A 19,050-nucleotide genomic window follows, 5' to 3' on the forward strand; every position below is an offset into this window, starting at 1 on the left:
CGGCCCGGGAGTGCCGTACGGCGCGTCAGATCGGCAGGTACGGACTGGGCTTGCCGTGCCAGCTGATGTTCAGGGCATCGCGGGCCCGGGTCGTGGCGACGAACAGCAAGGAGCGAGCCTTACGCTGCTCGCGTTCGTAGCGGGGCGGGTCTTCGGTGCGGTAGCGCTCGATGACGCTGGTGCGCGGGATGATGCCGTCGCTCGCACCGACGATGGCGAGGCGCTGGTACTCGAGTCCCTTGAAGCGGTGCATGGTGCCAACGTGGACTTCGCCGTCACCCTTGGGGCCGTCCTTGGTGAGTTCGGCGCAGGTGATGCCCGCCTTGGTGGCGAGGTAGTACATGGTCTGGCTGACCATGTCGCGGTCGGCGACGCACACGGCGATGCGCCCGCTGGGGTCGAGGGAGGCGCCCTTGCCGTCGGTGGAAAGTTCCTCGCGCCACGTGCTCAAGGTCGTGGCGAGTCCGGCGAGCTCTTCGTCCCAGGTGTCGTACCGATTGAAGTCGGGCTTGGGGCCGTGAAGGACGGAACGGTATCCGGCGAGGGTGTCGGTGCCGTCGTCGAGGTCGTCGTACGTGACCTTCTCGTTCTTGGTCTTGGGGTCGACGACGCGGAGAGCCTCGGCGAGGATCTCCTTCGTCGTGCGGTAGCTCAGGGTCAGCCGTGAGGCACGGCCTCGGATGTTGACGCCGAGGGCACCAAGAGCGACCTGGTGGTCGTAGATGCGCTGGTGAGTGTCGCCTGCGACGAACATGTCGTTGGGCTGGTCGGGGTCGGCCATTGCACGCAACATCTTCCAGTGCGCGGGACGCAGGTCTTGGGCCTCGTCGACGACGATGTGCCGGTAGCGGTAGCCGATGTAGCGCATGCCGGAGCTGTCGTCGCGGTGGATGAGGTCCTTGCCGCCGATCTCTTCCTTGTACTCGCGGCGGGCCCTGACCTTCGCGGCGCGCTCGATCTCGAAGCGGGCGGCGCGTTCGGCGGCCTGGCCCCAGGTTTCGACGCCCAGCTTGTCGAGGCGGGCGGTGAACTGCTCGATGAGTTTCCAGATGTGGTTGCGCTCGGGGCGGGTGAGCGCGCGCCCCCGGCCAGCGCGGCGGGCCTTGAAGTAGTCGGAGCGGGTGGGGACCGACTGGCCGAGGATGACCTGCTCCCACTCCTCAAGGAGGAACTCCGGCTCCCAGCGTCGGTCGTCGAGTTCGGCCAGCAGTTGGCGCATCTCGTTCAGGGCCACGTGGTCGTATACGCGCTGCTTACCGCGGCCAGAGGCGGTGTTCTCGCCCAGAACGCGAGCGGCGAGCTGGTCGATGTGAGCAATGTCGACGCGGGCCAGCAGCTCCGGTTCGACGAGGGAGGCAAGCCGCAGGCGCAGGTCGGTAGTGAGGTTCTTGGTGAAGGTGGTCAGCAGGATCGGCTTGTTGTGTCCGGGGGGCAGTTGCTCAGCGAGGTGCTTGACCCGGTGCAGGGCGACGATCGTCTTGCCGGTGCCGGGGCCGCCGGAGACGCGGGCAGGGCCGTTGTAGTAGCGGTGGACGATGCGTTCTTGCGTGGGGTGAAGGAAGACCTTCCATGCGCGGAAGTCACCTTCCTCGATGACAGCGCGTACTGCGTCGTCGACTGTGGTGACCTTGGTGCGGGAGAACGCTGTAGCGAAGTCGTCGGGGTCGGGCTGCTGGTCGAGTTCGACCGGAGCGGTGATCTCATTGCGGACTTCGTCGATGTCCATCCCGGCGGCAAGGCCGTACAGGATGTCCTTCGACAACAGCGGTGCGCTCTCGACCAGTTGGTCGAGCTCGGCGCTGGTGGTCACCGTGAGCGCCAGGTCGATCAGCTGCTCGGCGACGCCGAGACCCCGTAGTTGCCCTGCGTCGTACGCGGAGAGCAGCGCCGGCGCCGCAGGCTCGGGTTCAGGGACAGTCTCGAGCTTGGGGGCCTGCTCCTCAGGCTCAGCCGGAGTGAGGGTGATGCCGACCCTGCGGAGAGCGCTGTCGCCGACGACGGCGAGGTCGACGAACTCGATCTCGCCGGTGACGCGGTTGACAGCGACCTGAAGCTCTTCGTAGACGTCCTTGCGGTGCCTGACGGCGATGACCAGCCAGCTCTCGGCACCGTCCGCGTCGACACCGGTGGGGGTGATCAGGGCCCGATAGTCCTGGTTGACGCGAGCCGACCAGATACGAGAGTCGCCCTTGAGCTTCTTCTTCCTGAGCCCCGGGAGATCGGGGTTGTTCCGAAAGTTGTGGCAGAAGTCGTAGAACTGGGCCTTGACCGAGCGGTCGAGCTTGTACAGCTCCTGTTCGGCTTTGCGGTACAGGCTGAGCCGGGCGGTCATCGGAGCGTGCCTTCTTCCGTGTCGGGGAGCTGGTCGAGCAGTTCGTCGAGATGGGCGAGCCATTCGGCGGCGGTACGCACAGTCCAGCCGTCCTCGGCATACGCGGCATCGCGTCGCTGGGTCTCGGGGTCGTCGTCACCCTGGTGGGCGGCGACAACGGCAATCTTGAGGGCGGAGGTGTGCCAGGCGAAGTCGACCTGCCAGCGGCTGGTCCCCAGTTCGTAGCCGAAGACGGGTGCCTGCTTGCCGCGGTCGGCAAGTCTCTCGGCGAGGCGGAGCAAGTCCGGTGTCTCGTCCGCGTCTTCGCGCAGGATTTCCAGGATGTCCTCGTCCCAGACGGCGTCGCGGAGGGCCTGGGCCAGGGCCGCTTCGGCTGGCGAGTCGTGCCCGGGATCCGGGTCGACGGGCTTGACCACGGCCGCGGGCACCTCGGACACGACGGGTGCGGGGGCGCCGATGAGCGAGTCGAGTTCGCCGAGCCCGCCGCAGACCGCGAGGACCTCGACCTCGAAGTCCGCAGCTTTGCTGGTGGCGAGCTGGACGCCGTCGCCGCCGGCCAGCGAAAGGAACTGGGTGAGGTTGGTCCAGTACAGCCAGGACCGCCAGCGCTCCTTGTGCTCGTCCGTGTCCAGCACTGCTTCGGAGTCGTCGAGCACGGCGAGCGCGGTCCACTTCAGGGCCTCAGGGTCGGCGGCGTCCAGGGCGAACACGAGCGGGAGCCCGGTCTCGTCCTGCGTACGGAAGACGTGGACGGGGCCGATGGCGGCCGCATCCGCCACGACCGGCTTGTCGTGGCGCTCGGTGGCGGAGAAGGTGGCCAGTTGGCCGCGCAGGGCTGCCACCAGTTCGCTGCGGCGTCCGGTCGCGGTGACCGGGGCCGTGCCTGGCTGGGCCGTCAGTCCGGTGACCAGGGCGCGGGCCCGGCGGGCCCAGCGGTCGGCATCCGGATCACGCAGGTAGGCGATCAGGATGTCGATGGGGTTGGCGAAGACGGCGTCGGCGAAGTGTGCGCGCTGGCCGCCATACTGCTCGTAGGCGGTCTTGGCCTGTTCCTGAGCCGTGCCCCGGTACGGCGGCCATACGGGCTGCGTACGGGTGGGGCGCTTCTCGAAGAGATCGATGTCTGCCCAGGTGATCTGGAAGACGGTCTCCCCTTCGGCGCGCAGGAGAGTGCGCTTCGCCGCGTCGGTGGCGATCTGGTTGTGCTCGCGGCTGGCGTGGAAGCGGAAGCCTTCGAGGTAGACCTTGACGCTCTGGGTCGGCCCGTCAATGCGCGTGAAGGTGAAGTCGGTGACGGTGCCCCGGAGTTGCTGCTGCGCGGTCAGCCGCCAGTGCACGACCCCGGGGCCGTCTGTGAAGCGCAGATGCCCGCTCGCATGGCCGTCTTCGTCGAGGGAGGCGTCGTCGGTGACCTTCACCCAGTCGCGCAGGGCTACCAGGAAGCGCGCTTCCAGGTCGGATTCGACCTGGGCGTCCAGCCCTACCAGTCCAGTGTGGTCGACCTCGCTCCACTCCCAGCCGTCCGATCCGTCCTGCTTGAACAGCAGGGACTCCAACATCGTCAGCGCGGCCTGGCGCGAGACGATGTCCTGGAACGGCTCCGGGGTGTAACGGTGCAGGCAACGGTGGCAGGCCCGGCGCTGCTCCTCGGCGCACGGGCACTCCTTGAGCATCTCGTACGCCTTGGCCAGGGTGTCGCGGAACGCGATCGGGTCGGTCAGCCGCTCCAGGTAGCCGGTGCCACCGGGCAGCGAGTCGAAGAGCACGAGGAACCAGCGGCGCTCGCCGCTCTCGTTGTCCGGCATGGAGGCGACGGTGGTGGCCAGGTGCTGAGGGTCGCCGCCGAAGTGAAGGTCCACGCCGAGGCGAAGTGCGGCCCTGAACGAGTGCACCTTGGAATCGACGTCTGCGGTGGCGGCGGGGATGAGGACCCGCAGGGCTTCGGTCTCCAACTTGTGGGCGAGTAGGACCGGTTCCTGCCGGACGCCGTCCTTCTTTCCGCGCCGCAGCGGGCACCATGGACGGTGGTGCTTGAGTGCTCCGCTGCGGGCGGCGAGGGAGTCGAGTGCGTCGGTGTCGTGGTCGAAGACCGGCTGACCGTCCGCGGTGGCCGCGCCGCAGGCCGTGCACACGTGGAACGGGTTCAGGCGCACGCGGTGGCCGGCGAAGTCGTCACGGTTCGGGGCGTCGTAGCGGACGGGTCCGACGTTGATCCGGCGGATCATCGCCTTGCGGCAGTAGTCGACGCCGAACGTCTGGCTGTCGTGCCGCCAGGAGCCCGGCTCAATGGTCTCCACCGGGATGTCGACCGCGTCCACGACCGTGTAGAAGCGGCGGTCCCGGTCATCCTTGTCGTCGCGGATCTGGGCGTCTTCCCGTTTGTCCCGCGAGGTCACGGTTGCTGGTTCGACGATCTGGAACAGACAAGAGCCGTCGTCCGCGATATGACTGGTCTTGCAGCGCGGGCACGGTGACCGGTCCTCGGCGGCGTCCTCGGTACGCACATATCCACAGCCCGGGCATACCCGCCAGGTGCGCCACTCCTGCCGGCCGCCGGTGGAGATCTCCAGACCGGTGATCTGATGCTTATGGCCGTTGACGTAGAAGGTGTTGCCCGGGGCCATCTCCTCCAGGGCGATACGCCGTGGCCTCTCGTAGGAGTCGGTGGTGGAGGTGTACTTCACCTGCCCGGTCTTGGCGTCCACCCCGTCCTCGCCGTAAAGCGTCGCCGACAGAACGGTCGTGGAGTCGATCAGCGCGTAGTTGGGCAGCAGTCCCAGATCACACAGCGCGGTCTGGGCCGATGTCTCGCCCAGGTTCATCAGGCGGCGGCCAACTCCACGTCGTTCGGCGTCCAGTTCGGCCTTCTGCCGTGCCTGGTCCGGATCGGAGTCGTGTAGTTCCTCGTGGGCATCGTCGATCTCACGCAGCCGGGCCCGCAGCGCTCGCTGGACGCGGAACCACTCCCGTTCGGCCTTCTCGACCTTGGAGCGCAGGTCGTGGGTGGCGTACGCGCGCAGATCGGCCTTGGCCTGGTAGTTGACACCGGAGGGGAACAACTCCAAGAACCCCTTCGCCAGCTCCTCGCCCTGGGCGATGGCCAGCTCCACCAGGTCAACCAGGTAGCCCGAAGGCCCGAACAGACGAGGCGCCTTGTGCGGCAGCGCACGCAGCACGATGCCGTCCGCACGCACCAGCCGTCCGGCGGCCGCAAGGTCCAGCAGGTGCGCCAGGTATTGGCGGCGCAGGATCTCGATGGCCGACAAATGGCAGCCCGGTGGCACGATCGTGCCCGCGATCAGATCCTTGGGCCGCTCCAGGAAGTACAGGTCGCGACGCCGCCGGTCGGGGATGGTCAACAAGAACGCATTGCCCGTACGGCGTCCCGCCCGCCCGACTTGTTGGGCGTAGCTGGCAGGGCGACGCGGCAGCGCGGCCAGCACGACCGCCGACAGGTCACCGATGTCGATGCCCATCTCCAACGTCGGGGTGCACGACAGGACGTTGGGGTCCTTGAAGCCCTCGCGGCGCTTGAAGGCCTTCTCCACGTTCTCCCGCTCCGGACGGGAGAGCATCCCGGTGTGCTCAGCGGTGACCACCTGGTAGGTGCCCGCCTTGCGGTACAGACGACGGTAGTAGTCGTCGGTGTAGTCGCGGTCGCGGTGGTGCACGCCCAGGCCCTCGGGCCGGTCGCCGGCCACCAGTCGGCCATTGCGGCAGCGGTAGGAGGGACACGGCTGCTCGTGCCACTGGTCGAGCAGGGACGGGTGGACCGTCTGCTCCCAGAAACAAACCGGGCAGCGCACGTAAGCGTGACGCACCTGCTCGTCGTCCAGCAGCTGCGCCTCAATGTTGCCCGGCTTCAGCCCGTATACCCGCACCGAGGTGTCGTCCGGGGTACGGACCGACAGCAGGCCGAGCGAGGCCAGCTCTGGCAGCAGCCGACTCCAGAACTCCGGCGCCATCTCGCGCGGGAGACCGAGGCAGCGCCCTGCCCACCGCTCGTACCAGGACAACCGCCCGGTCGCGAAGTCGAACTCGCTGCCGTTCTTGGGCTGGCTGAGCAGGAACACCGGGGCGGCGACGCGCTTAGGGAAAGCCCGCATGCCCGGCGCCCGCTTGCCCCAGATGAAGTACCGGCTGGTACCCGCCTCGTCCATGTACTTGCTCAACCACTTGTGGGCCACCGCACCCCGGGTGCGCAGCCGTTCCAAGAAGATCCGTACGAACGCCAAATAGCGTGCGTCGTCCTGAGCGATCAGCGGGACACCGTCGCGCACGCACTCCTCGTGGATCCGTTTAACCAGGGCTACGACGGCCGCCGCATCGTCGATACGAACCTGCGCAGCAGCGGTTCTTGTCAGCTCCAGGGTGCGGCCGTTGCGCGAACGGAAGCCGAACTCCATCAGCGCCTCGAACGCGAGACGCTGCCCGATCAGACGCCACGTCGGGAGATTTCCGCCGCGACCCTCGCCGGACAGCAGCCGATCAACCCCCTTGTAGCCGTGCAGATCCGGCGGCACCACCGCGGCCAGCGTGTCCTTGTCCGTGGTGGCCTCGACCACGCCCGCGATCAGGTCGTTGAGCGGCGTCGGCTGGTCGTGCCTTAGATGCTTGGCCAGCAGGGCGCGCAGCGAGAAGGTGTACGAACGGTTCGCGACGAACCCGGCCCGGTGCGCGGCATCCTGCACCGAGTCGTTGAACATCAGCGTCTTGTCCTCGTGCAGCTTCTTGTCGAGCTCCCCGCCCGTGAACAGCTGCGTGATCGACGCCGCGGCCATCGCGGCCGACCCGGTGCCCAGGTAGCGGATGGCGTTGCGCTCGCCGCACGCCGCACACCAGTCTTCCCTGGCCGCGGTGTTCGCCACCGTGCCACCGAAGTTGACCAGCACGAACGCCGAGTCGCGGGCGGTCAGCCGCGGCTCCTTGGTGTCCCTGTCGTAGTCGTTGAGCGGATCCGGCAGCCGCAGCCGCTTGCGCGCGCCGTCCAGCACCATCAGCAAGCCGCCCGAGCCCTGCGATGCCGCGCTCGTACCCCTGCCGCCGGCCGTCATCGGCGCTGCTCCGGTGCCCTCTCGCGCTTCCCGTTCGGTCGCCGCGATCAGATTCCGCACCCGCGCCTTGTCCTGCCCGAGGGAGGCACGACGGATCTTGAAGGTGTCGAACTGAACGTCGTGGTCATCGCTCTCCGGCGAGAACACCGCCCAGCCTGACCGTCCGCAGTCCCGGCAGTAGATGGCCGGCAGGAAGAGGTTGGCGCTCTGCCCCGACGTCGCGGTCGTCACTGGCGCCGTACGGCCGCTGTCCGTGGCACTCGCGTCCGCCATGCCCGCCGCGTCCCAGCGGAACTCCGCCTTCGGCCAAGGCAGCACGCCACGCAGGAGGCGGGACACCGACCGGGCCCACTGGTGCACCTCGACGTGTACGAACGGACGCGGCTCTCCCGGAGGTGACTTGGGGTCACGTGCGTACGACATCAACGCCACGAACCGGGCGAGCGCCTCGGCCGCCTTCTCCGGCTGTCGGGCCACCGCCTCCGCCCAACCGGCCGCGCCTGCACGCCACATGACGTCCAGCACTTCGGGGCTGGTCTTCACTTCGCCATCCAGCGCCTGCATCACCGCCCGGGTGAACAGATGCCGCTTCAGGTTCTCGCCCAGCAGGAAGGGATCCGGATCGGAGACCGTGGTAACTGCCTTGATGAGGTCGAGCATCGCCTCCTCGCCGGAAGCGGGATCGGCCAGAGCCAGCAGCTCGTCAGGGGTGGGCAGCCCCTGCATCTTCACGTCCGTCAGCGGGATGAACTCCTCCACCGACAGCCGGTTCTCTCCGACGATGGACTCCGCCGTGAACTCCGTACCGAAGACGTCGCTCGCCACCTCCAGCAGGCGCGTCACCCCGTCTTTGTCTGTTCCTGATGCGAGCGTCGCCGAGGTCGCCACCGGGCAGATGCGTCCCAGCGGGCGTCCCTTCTCGGACATGCCCACCGCGGACGCGAGCCGTCGAAGGAGCATCGCCACGTCGGTGCCCTGCGCACCGTCGTACGTGTGGAACTCATCCACCACCACATACCGGATGTCCGCCTCCCGCCACAGCGGGGCATCGTCCTCACGCTGCAGCAGCAGGTCCAGCATCTTGTAGTTGGTGATCAGGATGTCCGGCGGTGATAGCTGCATGTCCGAACGCCGCGTACGCACCTTCTCGTACTGCGTGGCCGCGCGGTCCCCGATGTACAGCCCCGCCCAGAGCTTGCCGAGCGCCTCGTCGTTCTGCGTGAGCAGGTCGTTGATGCGCTGTGCCTGATCGGTCGCGAGCGCGTTCATTGGGTAGAGGAACACCGCTTTGACGCCGGTCTTCCCCGCCTCCCGCTCCCGGCGACAGTGATCGAGCACGGGGTAGAGGAACGATTCCGTCTTACCCGAGCCTGTGCCCGTGGTGACGAGGGTCGGCTGCGGCGTGTGCCCGTTCGCCGACGTCAGCCGCTCGAACGCGACCGCCTGGTGCGCGTACGGCGTGAACCCCTCGCGCTGCCACTCGAGGTGGTTGCGCCACCCTTCGCCGGCCGCCGTGAACGGAGTGCGGATCCGCAGGTACGGCCCGCGGAACATCCCCGTCGTCTCGTCTCCCAGGAACCGGTGCAGCGCCTCCCGCGCGCCCTCGTCCGTCAACGCATACGTCGTCGACAGATACTGCAGCAGGCTCTCCTTGAGCCCCCGCGCCTCCAGCGTTGGCCTCACGGCTTCGGCACCTCCTGCTTGACCGGGTCCCACTCGCCTCGGGCAATCGCTTCATCGAGTCGCTTCTGGAAGACGGCATGCGCCTCGCGCATCTCCGCCTCGCGATCCGCCTTGTGGAATGGCTGCGTGTAGCCCTCCGGCACGGGGGCCGTGTCCGGAGCGGCTCGGTACGCCTCGAACTGCTTCCACGTCTCCTTGGTCTGTCGCTGTCCGATCGTGCGCGCGTTGCCAGCGAGCTTCCAGCCGTCGGCGTCGAACCATGTCACGGCCTCGTACTTCTGGAGTACGGGGAAACGGCCCCGGTATGCGGCGATCAGCGCGTCGGCGCCCATACCAAGCCAGACGGCAACCAGGGCGTCGATCTCGACCAGGGCGGAGCGGCGGGCTCGCTCGCTGCGGAGAGGCGTTTCTGGGCGCCAGTCCGAGGTCACGTCGTCGAGACGCTGGAGACCGGGCCACTCGCGGGCCCACCGCTCCTGGCCGGGCCAGGCAGGGTCGTAGAGCTCAGCCCAGAGGTCGGCGTAGGCGCGGGTGAGGCAATTCAGGCGGAGGGCGCGAAGGAGGAGGGCAGAGGCTAGAGGGTGATGGGGGGTGGGGGCAGGCATGGCTTTGGCTACATGGGGGTGGAGATCGCTGCGCCCAGTAGCGCGGAGGAAGTAGTCGAGGGGGAGCGAAGCAAAGAATCCTGCCACCAAAGCCGTATGCCGTGGCGCGGACATCGCCAGGCTGTTAATGCCAGTGATGTGAGCTGTGCCAGGTGGAACGAGAGCCCCATACAACGCGCGCTCAGTATCCGGGGCAATCTGGCGGCGCCAGGCAAGCCTGTGGAAGGTGGCGTATCGCCTCTGGGCACGGCGCACCAACGCCGCAGTCACCTTCTCCGGAGTTACCTGCTCCTCAGGGATGCGGTCGTCGCCTGCAATCTTCATCCGTGCGCGCGCAATGGCCTTGTCACTCGCCTGCAAACGCGCGAGGGCTCGGTGATCGATCCACCGATCCTGATCGGCGAGAAACTCTCGGACCTTCTCGGTCCGTACGTACGCCGTGCCCGGTACGAATTCCGAACCCAGCACGCTGAGATTCATCCCATAGGGGTCATTACTACTGGCGTCGTAAGGCTTGAACAGCGGGGTTGCAACGCCCAGCTGAATTCCCTTGAGAACAACATGACGCCACCTTTCTGGCCGATACTCGTGACCCGTGACACTGTCAGGACGGTTGTAATCGATCAGCCCCTTTTCCTTCGCGTCGCTCTCCTCCAACCCGCGCGTGATTTGCGGCCCAAGAGTTCCCAACCGCACAGGGAAGTCAGCCAATGCCGCGATGGCCGACGCCTCAGCAGTGCTAACGGGAAACAACAGTCGAGCTTGCTCGACCGGCTCACCCTCCTCGTCCAAGAAACGTTGCCACACAGAAAGCAGATGCCGATCCACCCGGACCACCCGAGACAAATGCGGGCGCTCGTCGAACTCTCCGTTCTGGTAACGAACTCCAGGCACATCGCCAGCCCCATCATGCCCGGCCGAGAGCCGCAAAGCGTCAGCGGAGACCAGCCAAGAAAGGTGATCGAAGCCAATCTCCCTCGGGCGGCCATAAATATGGATTCCGAAGTGAGTGGCGTGACCTACTGGTTTAGGGAAGAAACGCCAAACAGCATTGACGAAGTCTCCATGGACGCGCAAACGCCGGTAAGCAGCCTCTCGGAGGTCACCCTCCTTGTTCCCCGTGACATGTGTATCCGGATGAACCATCCCAGCAGTCCCATCCGCCGAAGCATGTGCCCAGACCTGGCACATGAACGCGCGGTATAGATCCGGCTGCGTCCCTGTCAACAGCGGATAGATCTGCGGTGAGCTGAACATCGCAACCTGCGAGCTCGTGTTCGTCAGCTCACCCAGCACATACCGGCGAGCAGATGGGGACGCCAGAAGCTCCCGGCGTCGGAGGTCCTTCTTGGTCGTGGACGCCTTGGCCTCCAGCTCGAACCACGGCTCGTGCTCTGCGAGCACCCCCGATTCGTTCCAACGCGGCCGCACCCACGGCGGGTTACCAACCTGAAGGTCGAACCCACCCCCGCGCGCGAAGACAACCGCGAACTCCAACTCCCAGTGCAAGAACCCCTGTTCATCCGCGATGTCGCGCACCGCCCGAAGCCACGGAAACCGGTCCTCCGGGTTGTCAACGTCCATCCCCATGAACCCGGGAAGGGTCTCTTCGAAGTCCTTCAGTTCATCGAGGCTTTTGAAACTGTCGATGAGGGTGCCTTCGGGCACGTCGGCCGTGCCCAGCATGGCTTCCAAGAACTCGAGCCAGTCGTCGAGATCCTTGAGAGGGACGATCGGCCGTCGTTCCAGCGCCTTCGGCTTAGCCGGGCCCTTCCTCGCTGCCTTCGACCCGACCTGCCTCACTTCCACGACCACATCGTCGTCCGCGGACAGTTCGAGGTCCTCGAAGGAGGTCTGCTCGGGGCCGAGCGCGAACAGAGCTGACTCCTCGACGAACCGCAACGCGGGCGCCGGCGCGGCAACTGGCGTCGGCCCGGCAACATCTTGGGCCTCAGGCAATTCCCCGGTCAGTGGCACCCCGTCGAGCACCTCACTGAGGCCGTCTGCGTCACTGACCACAGTCCGTGCGGCGTACTCACCGTCACTCCCGTCCAGCAACGCGGTCTTGTCGACCGGCCAGAACCACAGGGCGCACCAGGCGTCCATGACCTTCTTCAGCCGCCAGTACGGCGTGTCGACCGCGTTGAAGAGGTCCTCCAGGACCTTCTCCTTCGGCACCGCCTGATCGGGGTGCCGAAGGAAGGCGTACTCGGGATCCGTCGGATCGGCCTGCCAAAGGTCGATCCGACGCGCGATCTCCCCCTCGGAAAGTTCCATGCGCTTGACGACGGCAGTCCACAGGAACTCAACCCGCCGGGCGGCGTCCCGCAGCTTCGTGAACTGCGAGGGTGCTTCCGGCTTCGGTTGCTTGTTCTTGGGATTGAGCTTGGGGCTGCCGTCCGCATTGAGGTGCGCGGTGCTGCGCTTGGGGCGCTGAAGGATCCCCTTCTTCCAGGCCGCGAGTTGCTCTACGCCTTCCTTGGCGAGTTCCTTCGCCTCCTTCGAGCCCGCGACGGCGGCCCAACCCGGGCTCGGCAGCAGGAACTGGTGCACCGCGTCGTCGGGCAGCAGCTGCGACTCGCCATCCTTGAGGAAGGGCAGCGGTGTCGGTGCCAGGGCGCCCTTCGCCTTCAGCCAGGCTTTGTCCTTGCCGGCCACGTCATCGCCCGCGTACACCGCGCGGCGCCCACCGATGAGCGAATTGCCACGGCGCAGATGCAGGCCGAACCACGGGGCGCGCATGCCGGGGTGCATGGTGTTGAGCCACAGCGACACCTCGGCCAACTCGACACCCGTCGCGTTGAGGTCGACCCCGTAGGCGTTGTGCAGGGCGATGTACGCCTTGACCTTCTGCTTCTCGGTGATCGCGTGGGCCGCGGGGATGGTGATGCCGAGCTCATCCTGGCGGCGGCGCAGGTATTCGTCGGCGACCTGGTTGATGGCCTCGTTGAGGAACGCGCCCGAGCCGAGAGCCGGCTCGCAGATCTTGTACTTCAGCAGCTCAGACGCCCGCGTCTTGATGACGCCGCCGTGCTCGTCGCGCTCCTGGTCGAGGCGGTTCTTGAGGGTGAGCTCGACGGTGACCTTGGTCAGTGACTCAGGCGTGTAGTACGAGGCCGAGGTCTCCCGGTCGCGGCCGGCGAGCCGGTAGACGAACGAGCCCTTCTCGTACTTCTTGGCGCCGCGCAGGCCCTTGCGAGCATCGTCCTCGCCATACTGGACCACGGTCTTATCGGGATACTGGTCCTGCTTGTGCGAGGGGATGAGCCAGGAACCCTGCTCCGGGTCACCGCCTCGGGCCACCTCGCACAGCTCCTCCTTGGCGATGATGCCGGTGTAGGACATCAACCCCTCGTAGACAGCACCGAGTTGGTTGATGCCGAGGTTGCGGTAGGAGATGAAGCCGCCGCGTTCGCCGCGCTTGCCCTTCTTCATGGTGAGCAGCCGCAGCACCTCGTGGAGGGCTTCGTTGCGCAGACACAGGTCGAGCCAGCGGGGATCGTTGTCCTCGTCGCTGCGCGGGTCCAGGACGCCGGTGCCGATGAGGCGGATGGCGGTCGGCTCAAAGAGTTCGCTGCGCAGGGCCTCGAAGCGCAGGCCGCGGTCCTCGCTTCGGCGGGCCTCCTTGGCCTTACGAGTCTCCTCATCGTCGCCGGGCTGGTCATCGTCGGGCTCGGTGCCGTACGCGCGGTGGCCGAAGTTGACCTTGTTGAACAGGACGTCGAGGGACTGGAAGAGGTGGAAGCCGTTCTTGGCCTCCTCCTCGACGAGTTCCTCGTCGCGCTCGACGAGTTCGCGCAGGCGGGCCATGGAGTAGCCGGCCTCGTACGACCCGTCGTCGGCGGGGAGGATGCCTAGTTCGGGGCGGGCCTCCGCGTACAGCAGGAACAGGACGCGGTAGAGGTAGCGCAGCGCTTCGCGGGTGAGCTCGCGCGCGAAGGGGATCTTGGGGCTTTCGATGTCGGCCGGGGTGACGTCGTTCTTCGGGTCGGCCATCCGGTGCAGGACTTCGTTGGCGATGATCTCGACCGAGCGCTGCAGGCCATAGCGCAGTTCGCCGGAGACGCCGGCTGCGTTGTCACCAGAGGACTTGAGCAGGGCGTCGATCGCACGGCTGGTGTCATTCTCGCCGGGGCGAAGCATGTCCAGGCTGAACAGGGCAGCGATGGTGGCGAGTTCGCCCTGCTGAGTGCGGTCGTTGCGTTCCAGGGCGGCGTCGAGGTTCGCCGCGAGATATCGGCCCTCGTTCCAGGCCTGACGGTCGGCGAGCAGGATGACGCCGCCGCACAGCAGCAGGACGAAGCGGGGGTGCGGGCCGCCTACTTCGCCGAGTTCGCTCTGGAAGAGCCATGAGGCCAGGGCCGCGCCCGTCTCGTACGACTCACTCGCGCTGACCCGCACGGACGACAGGAGCCGTCCGGCACGGTCGGGGTTGAGGGCGTCGTCGTTGGCGGCGGTCCAGCCGCAGTCCAGGGCGACGATGCCGTGGCCGTGGTAGGCCACGGGCAGGGTGTGGTCGCGGCCGGCGCGGTGCACGGTGAGCTCGGCCGGGGAGGTGTCGTAGCCGAGGGCCCGCAGGACCATCTGGTGCCACTCCGCAAGGCGCTTGGTCCACTCGGGGTTGTTGTGCGTGTTGAGGCGGGCTTCGTCCTCGGCGTCGGCCTGGGTGGTCTTGACGAAGTAGCCGCGCAGTTCCTCGGCAAGGTAGGGGGTGCGCAGGGTGCGCAGCAGCTCGCGCGGGGTCTTGCGCGGGTCGTTCTCGTCGCCCTCGCGCTGCGCCCAGATGGCGAACAGGCCCTTCTTGAGGTCGGTGCCGAGCTGGTCGGCGAAGTAGTGCGCGGACAGGTATTCGCCACGGTTGGCGAAGGAGTCGAAGTCGGTGCTCATCGTTCGTTGCCTCCTTCGGTGGCGGTGTGCGGTTCGAGGACGGCCAGCAGGCGCAACATCGGTTCGCCCGCCGTCTCCAGGGACTTGACCAGCTTCAGCTGCCGCTTGGCCGTACGGTCGAGCTCCGCTTCCTTCGGGCGGGCACTGGCGAAGAGGGCGTCCTGCCGCCAGTCGGTGACCTTCTTGCGATAGGGAGCAAGGGTCTCTTCGATCTGCTCGCGGTACGCGCCTTCAAGGAGGGCGAGTTGTCGCTGTGCAGCGTCGATGGCGTCGGGCACGAGCGCGTTGAGGCCCGGTAGGTCGCGGGGCGTGGCGCGGCCGGGCATGTTCGGGCCCACGCCGTAGCTCTCCAATACGTCGGCGGTCAGCGCTGTGACGTGCGTGCTGTCGGGAAGGCCGGAGACGGCCATCCACTCGACGATGGTGGGCTTGCCCAACGCGTTGGAGTAGATGCCCTGGACCAAGAAGGTCGGGCTGGCCACGGTGGCGGCGAGCACCGGGGCCTTGTGACGCCCGATCTCGACGAGCACCTTGTCCGTGAGCCAGTCCAGGACCGGGTGGACGTCGGTGACGTACGAGACGTTCGGCCATTGGGACGCGGTACTCTCCCTCGCCGCCTTCAGGCGTGCGCCGGCGAGGTCCTTGGAGAAGGTGATGCGCATGCGTCCCGGCTCGGTCTTGCGCGGCAGGATCTGCTGTTCGTCCAGGTACGACTTGGGCAGTGCCTTGAGCCGGTACAGCAGGTCCCGTGGTGGCTCGAAGGCGATGGTGCCGTCGTCGTCGCGCCGCAACGACAGCATGTCCTCGGGATTGGGACGGGAGATCTGCCGCAGTGCCTCGTCGAAGTAGTCCGCGGTGGACCGGAAGAGCTTCGGTACGACGGCGCGGGCTACTTCGGGGTGTTCGTGGACTGCGCCCACCTGGCCGAGCAGCCCGGTGAGGAAGGCGGCTCCGCCCTGCTGGGACTGCTTGATGGACTCCTCGACGGTGCGACCCGCGATCAGGTCCTGGGTGAGGCGGTTCTCTTCTTCCTTGGCCCGGTACAGGCCGGTCACAGCCTCAGCCGAACCTTCGATCTTGTGGGCCTCCTCCTCACGCCTAAGGAGCTTCTCACCCACCAGCCGGTCATCCAGGGTCCGCGGCTGTCCGGTCGTCTCGTCCATGCGCCACGGGATGTCACTGGTGAGGATCAGCGCGCGGAACTCAGGCCGGTGTTCCTGCCCGTACCGGTCGATACGGCCGTTGCGCTGCTCGATGCGGATCAGGGACCACGGCAGGTCGTAGTGGATCAGCAGATGACACTGCTGATGCAGGTTGACGCCCTCGGAAGCGACGTCGCCGGTGAACAGGATGCGCACCGGGTCGTCGCGCAGCCCGAACCTCTCGACAATGTCCTGCTGTTCCTGATCCGTGCTGGCCTCGCCGTGCATGACCTGTACGGCTCCGCCGTATCCCAGCCAGGGCTTCTTCTCGTCCGGGCTGGTGGTGTGCCGGAAGCCGAGTGCGGCCGGGACGGTCTCCGCCAGCCACTTCAGGGTGGGGATGCTCTCAGAGAACACCACCACTCGAGTGTCCGAGCCTGGGCCGACGCCCAGCTCCCGCAGCTCGTCCAGCAGCGCTGCCCGCTTCGCCGAGTCCTGGTCCTCGATCTGCTCGGCGAGGTGCTGCAGGTCGGTCAGGGCCGCCCGCTCGACCTTCCGTGCCGCTTCGCGTACCGCCGGGTCCTCCGGCCGCTTGCGTGTCTTCGAACCGTTGTCGGGCTTGTCAGGCGGCGGGTTGTCGAGGTTTCCGATGCGGGTCTTGATGGTCTCCAGCAGCGCCTTGTGCGAGGACAGGAACGACTTCAGCAACCGGTACGGGACGAGCTGATGCCGACTCGCCGACGGAGTCGCCGGGTCGGCCGGGATCCAGCGTGTGGCCAGTTCTTCGAGGACCGCGCGTTCCTTCTCGGTGGCCGGAGCGTGGAGGGGCAGGGACGGGCCGCGGTCCGCCCAGGTCCCCTTGAGGGACTCGCGGACTTCGGACGCGGTCTTGGTGCGCCGGATGTAGAGGTGCGCGAGGTCCTTCACCTCGTACTGGGACGGATTGGCGATCGCAGCCTCGTCCAGCATCCTGACCAGCTCGGCGAAGGAGGTGGCGTCGCCGTTGTGCGGGGTGGCCGAGGCCAGCACCAGCGCGTCGGTCTTGCGTGCCAGTAGACGGGCGAGCGCGTTGTTCTTCGTGCCGCGGTTGACGAGGTTGTGGGACTCGTCGATGACGACGGCGTCCCAGTCAGTGTTGTCCAGGTGGTGGGCGTACACGTCGCTCTTCAGGGTGTCCACGGAGATGATCGCGCGCTTGAAGTACGCGAACGGGTTCCGCCCCGCGGGGATGTCCTGCTGCACCCGCTGAATGCCGGTCGAGTCCAGCCGCACCAGCGGAATCGCGAACCGGGTCCACAGCTCGCGCTGGAACTGCTCCAGCACGTGCTGCGGCGTCACCACCAGGATCCGCTCGCCGCGCCCCCGCCGGATCAGCTCCGCCAGCAGCACCCCGATCTCCAGGGTCTTACCGAGCCCCACCACGTCCGCGATCAGGATCCGCGGCTGCGGGTTCTTCATCGACAGCGCCAGCTCCGCCGGGCGCAGCTGGTGGACCTGCTGGTCCATGAGGAAGTTGTCCGCCAGCGCCAGGCCGTGCTCGGTCTGCGGCAGGAACGTCTTCCGCATGAGCGCCTCAAGGAACAGACGGGACCTGCGGTGGTTCGGAGAGTCGTCTGCCACCAGCTCGGTCTCGCGCGGGTCCAGCTCCTGAACGACATCCAGCCGGTCGTAGAAGGTGGCGTCGATCCCACGGACGAACGACGAGATCCCGGTGACCTCGACCATCCATCCGTCACGTTCGGTGTCCCTGCAGTTACGCACCAGCCACAGCTCGTCTCGGATCAGGACCTGTGCGCCCGCCGCGTATCCGCCAGTGTCAGCCGGCCGCTTCCCTGACGAGGCTTCGTCCGGCTCCCGGGCGTCCCTCGCCGTATCGCTCTGCCCGCCCACGGCTTCCGCCTCGACGCTCACGTCCGCTCCGATTCCTCACCCACGGCGCGCCTCGCACCGCTCACCATTCACGAATCGTATGGACAGCGTCCAAGCCGACCCCATACGCCCGTCCGCCTAGCTTCCCACCAGGCACTGACAGCTTGGCCATCAAAGCGCGGTATCCGCCGCGTACTCCGCCCTCAGCTCATCCGCGACCCGCTTCGATGCCGGCGGCCTTACGGCCTTGGGCCTGACCTTTGGCTTCACGGCCTTCTCGGCGGAGTCGGGGGGCAGCTCGTCCTGCTCCGCCTCCTCCGGTTCCGGCTCTTCCGCCTCAGCAGCTCCTCGCGGGCTGTCGAGCGGCGAGTCCAGACCCGCGTCGTCAGTGATCTCGGCCTGGTCCTCAAGCAGCTTCTCGAACGATGGGGACAACGGCTCTTTGGCCGCGTCCGGCGTACCGCCCGCGGTCGTATGCGCGATCAGCGCGAGTCGTGCGTCGGCCGGCGCCTTTCCAGCGGCCTTCAGCAGCTTCGAGCATGCCTTTGAAACGTCATCCAGCGTCGGCCTGTCCTCGGGAACGTGGGCGAGCATGGAGGCGATCAGTGGCTTGAGCCCCTCGGGCACACCGCTCAGATCCGGGCGGATGTCGGGATTCGCCACCTGCACTGCGACGGCTTCCCACGCCGCACCGTCGTACGGGTAGTGGCGAGCCGCCGCATACAGCAGAACCGTGCCCAGCGCGTACACGTCCGCGGCTGGCGTCACCTTCGGATGCCCGCTCGCCTGCTCCGGCGGCATGCAGCGCACCGTCCCGATGATCATCCCGCTGTGGGACAGGGACTCCTTCGCGGCGTCCATGAACGCCCCGAGCCCGAAGTCGATGATTATGGGGCCCTCTGTGCCCATGATGACGTTCTGGGGCTTCAGATCCCGATGGAGCAGCTCCGCGGCGTGAACGGCGTTCAGCCCCTCGGCGAGCAACGCGCCCAGACTGGCGACCAGCGGCAAGGGGAGAACGCCGTCCTGGTCCACGCAGGCCAGCAAGGTGCGTCCGGCCACGTACTCCATGGCCAGCCAGGGGCGGTCCGCGAACGGGTCGGCCTCCAGGAACCGCGCCACTCTGTTGGTACCGATCACGGTGCGCGCTATCAGCGCTTCCTTTTCGAAGCGGGCCCGCGTGACGGGGTCCAGCTTGTCGCTCCGGATCAGCTTCACCGCCACCGGCTGACCACCCGGGGTGTAGGCGAGGTACACCTCCCCCATGCCTCCCGAGCCCAGCTCCTTGGCCACGGTGTACCGGCCGATCCGCTCGGGCGTCCCCGTCATCTGTTGCTCAGCACTCCTTACACGCACCCCTGCGCCATCCGGTCCAGATTCGTGGGCGCCGATCAAGCCTAGTCGCTCGTTGTACGGGGCATGCAGGGTTCTGTCGTCTCTGCCGCTATACCGTGGGGCATCCCGCCCCAGCGGCTGTC

Annotated in this window: 5 protein-coding genes; all 5 read right to left on the reverse strand. The window is 67.2% G+C overall.

The window, feature by feature from the left end; all coding sequences use genetic code 11:
* Positions 1–25 precede the first annotated feature (25 nt).
* Complete coding sequence (locus OG538_RS07215; protein ID WP_406091289.1) at positions 26–2,332, reverse strand: UvrD-helicase domain-containing protein; 2,307 nt, start codon at positions 2,330–2,332, stop codon at positions 26–28.
* Positions 2,329–9,069 (reverse strand): DEAD/DEAH box helicase, encoded by a 6,741-nt coding sequence (locus OG538_RS07220; protein WP_406091291.1) that lies wholly within the window; start codon positions 9,067–9,069, stop codon positions 2,329–2,331. Before OG538_RS07220 ends, OG538_RS07215 begins: the two co-directional genes overlap by 4 nt.
* Positions 9,066–14,561: a hypothetical protein gene (locus tag OG538_RS07225; RefSeq protein WP_406091293.1), complete on the reverse strand. Its 5,496-nt coding sequence runs from the start codon at positions 14,559–14,561 to the stop codon at positions 9,066–9,068. Before OG538_RS07225 ends, OG538_RS07220 begins: the two co-directional genes overlap by 4 nt.
* On the reverse strand, positions 14,558–17,614 hold the full coding sequence (locus tag OG538_RS07230) for an SNF2-related protein (protein WP_406091295.1): 3,057 nt from the start codon (positions 17,612–17,614) through the stop codon (positions 14,558–14,560). Before OG538_RS07230 ends, OG538_RS07225 begins: the two co-directional genes overlap by 4 nt.
* Before the next feature lie 129 nt (positions 17,615–17,743).
* On the reverse strand, positions 17,744–18,967 hold the full coding sequence (locus OG538_RS07235) for a serine/threonine-protein kinase (protein WP_406091297.1): 1,224 nt from the start codon (positions 18,965–18,967) through the stop codon (positions 17,744–17,746).
* Between the last annotated feature and the right edge of the window lie 83 nt (positions 18,968–19,050).

This window comes from Streptomyces sp. NBC_01013, assembly GCF_045162765.1.
GTDB lineage: Bacteria > Actinomycetota > Actinomycetes > Streptomycetales > Streptomycetaceae > Streptomyces.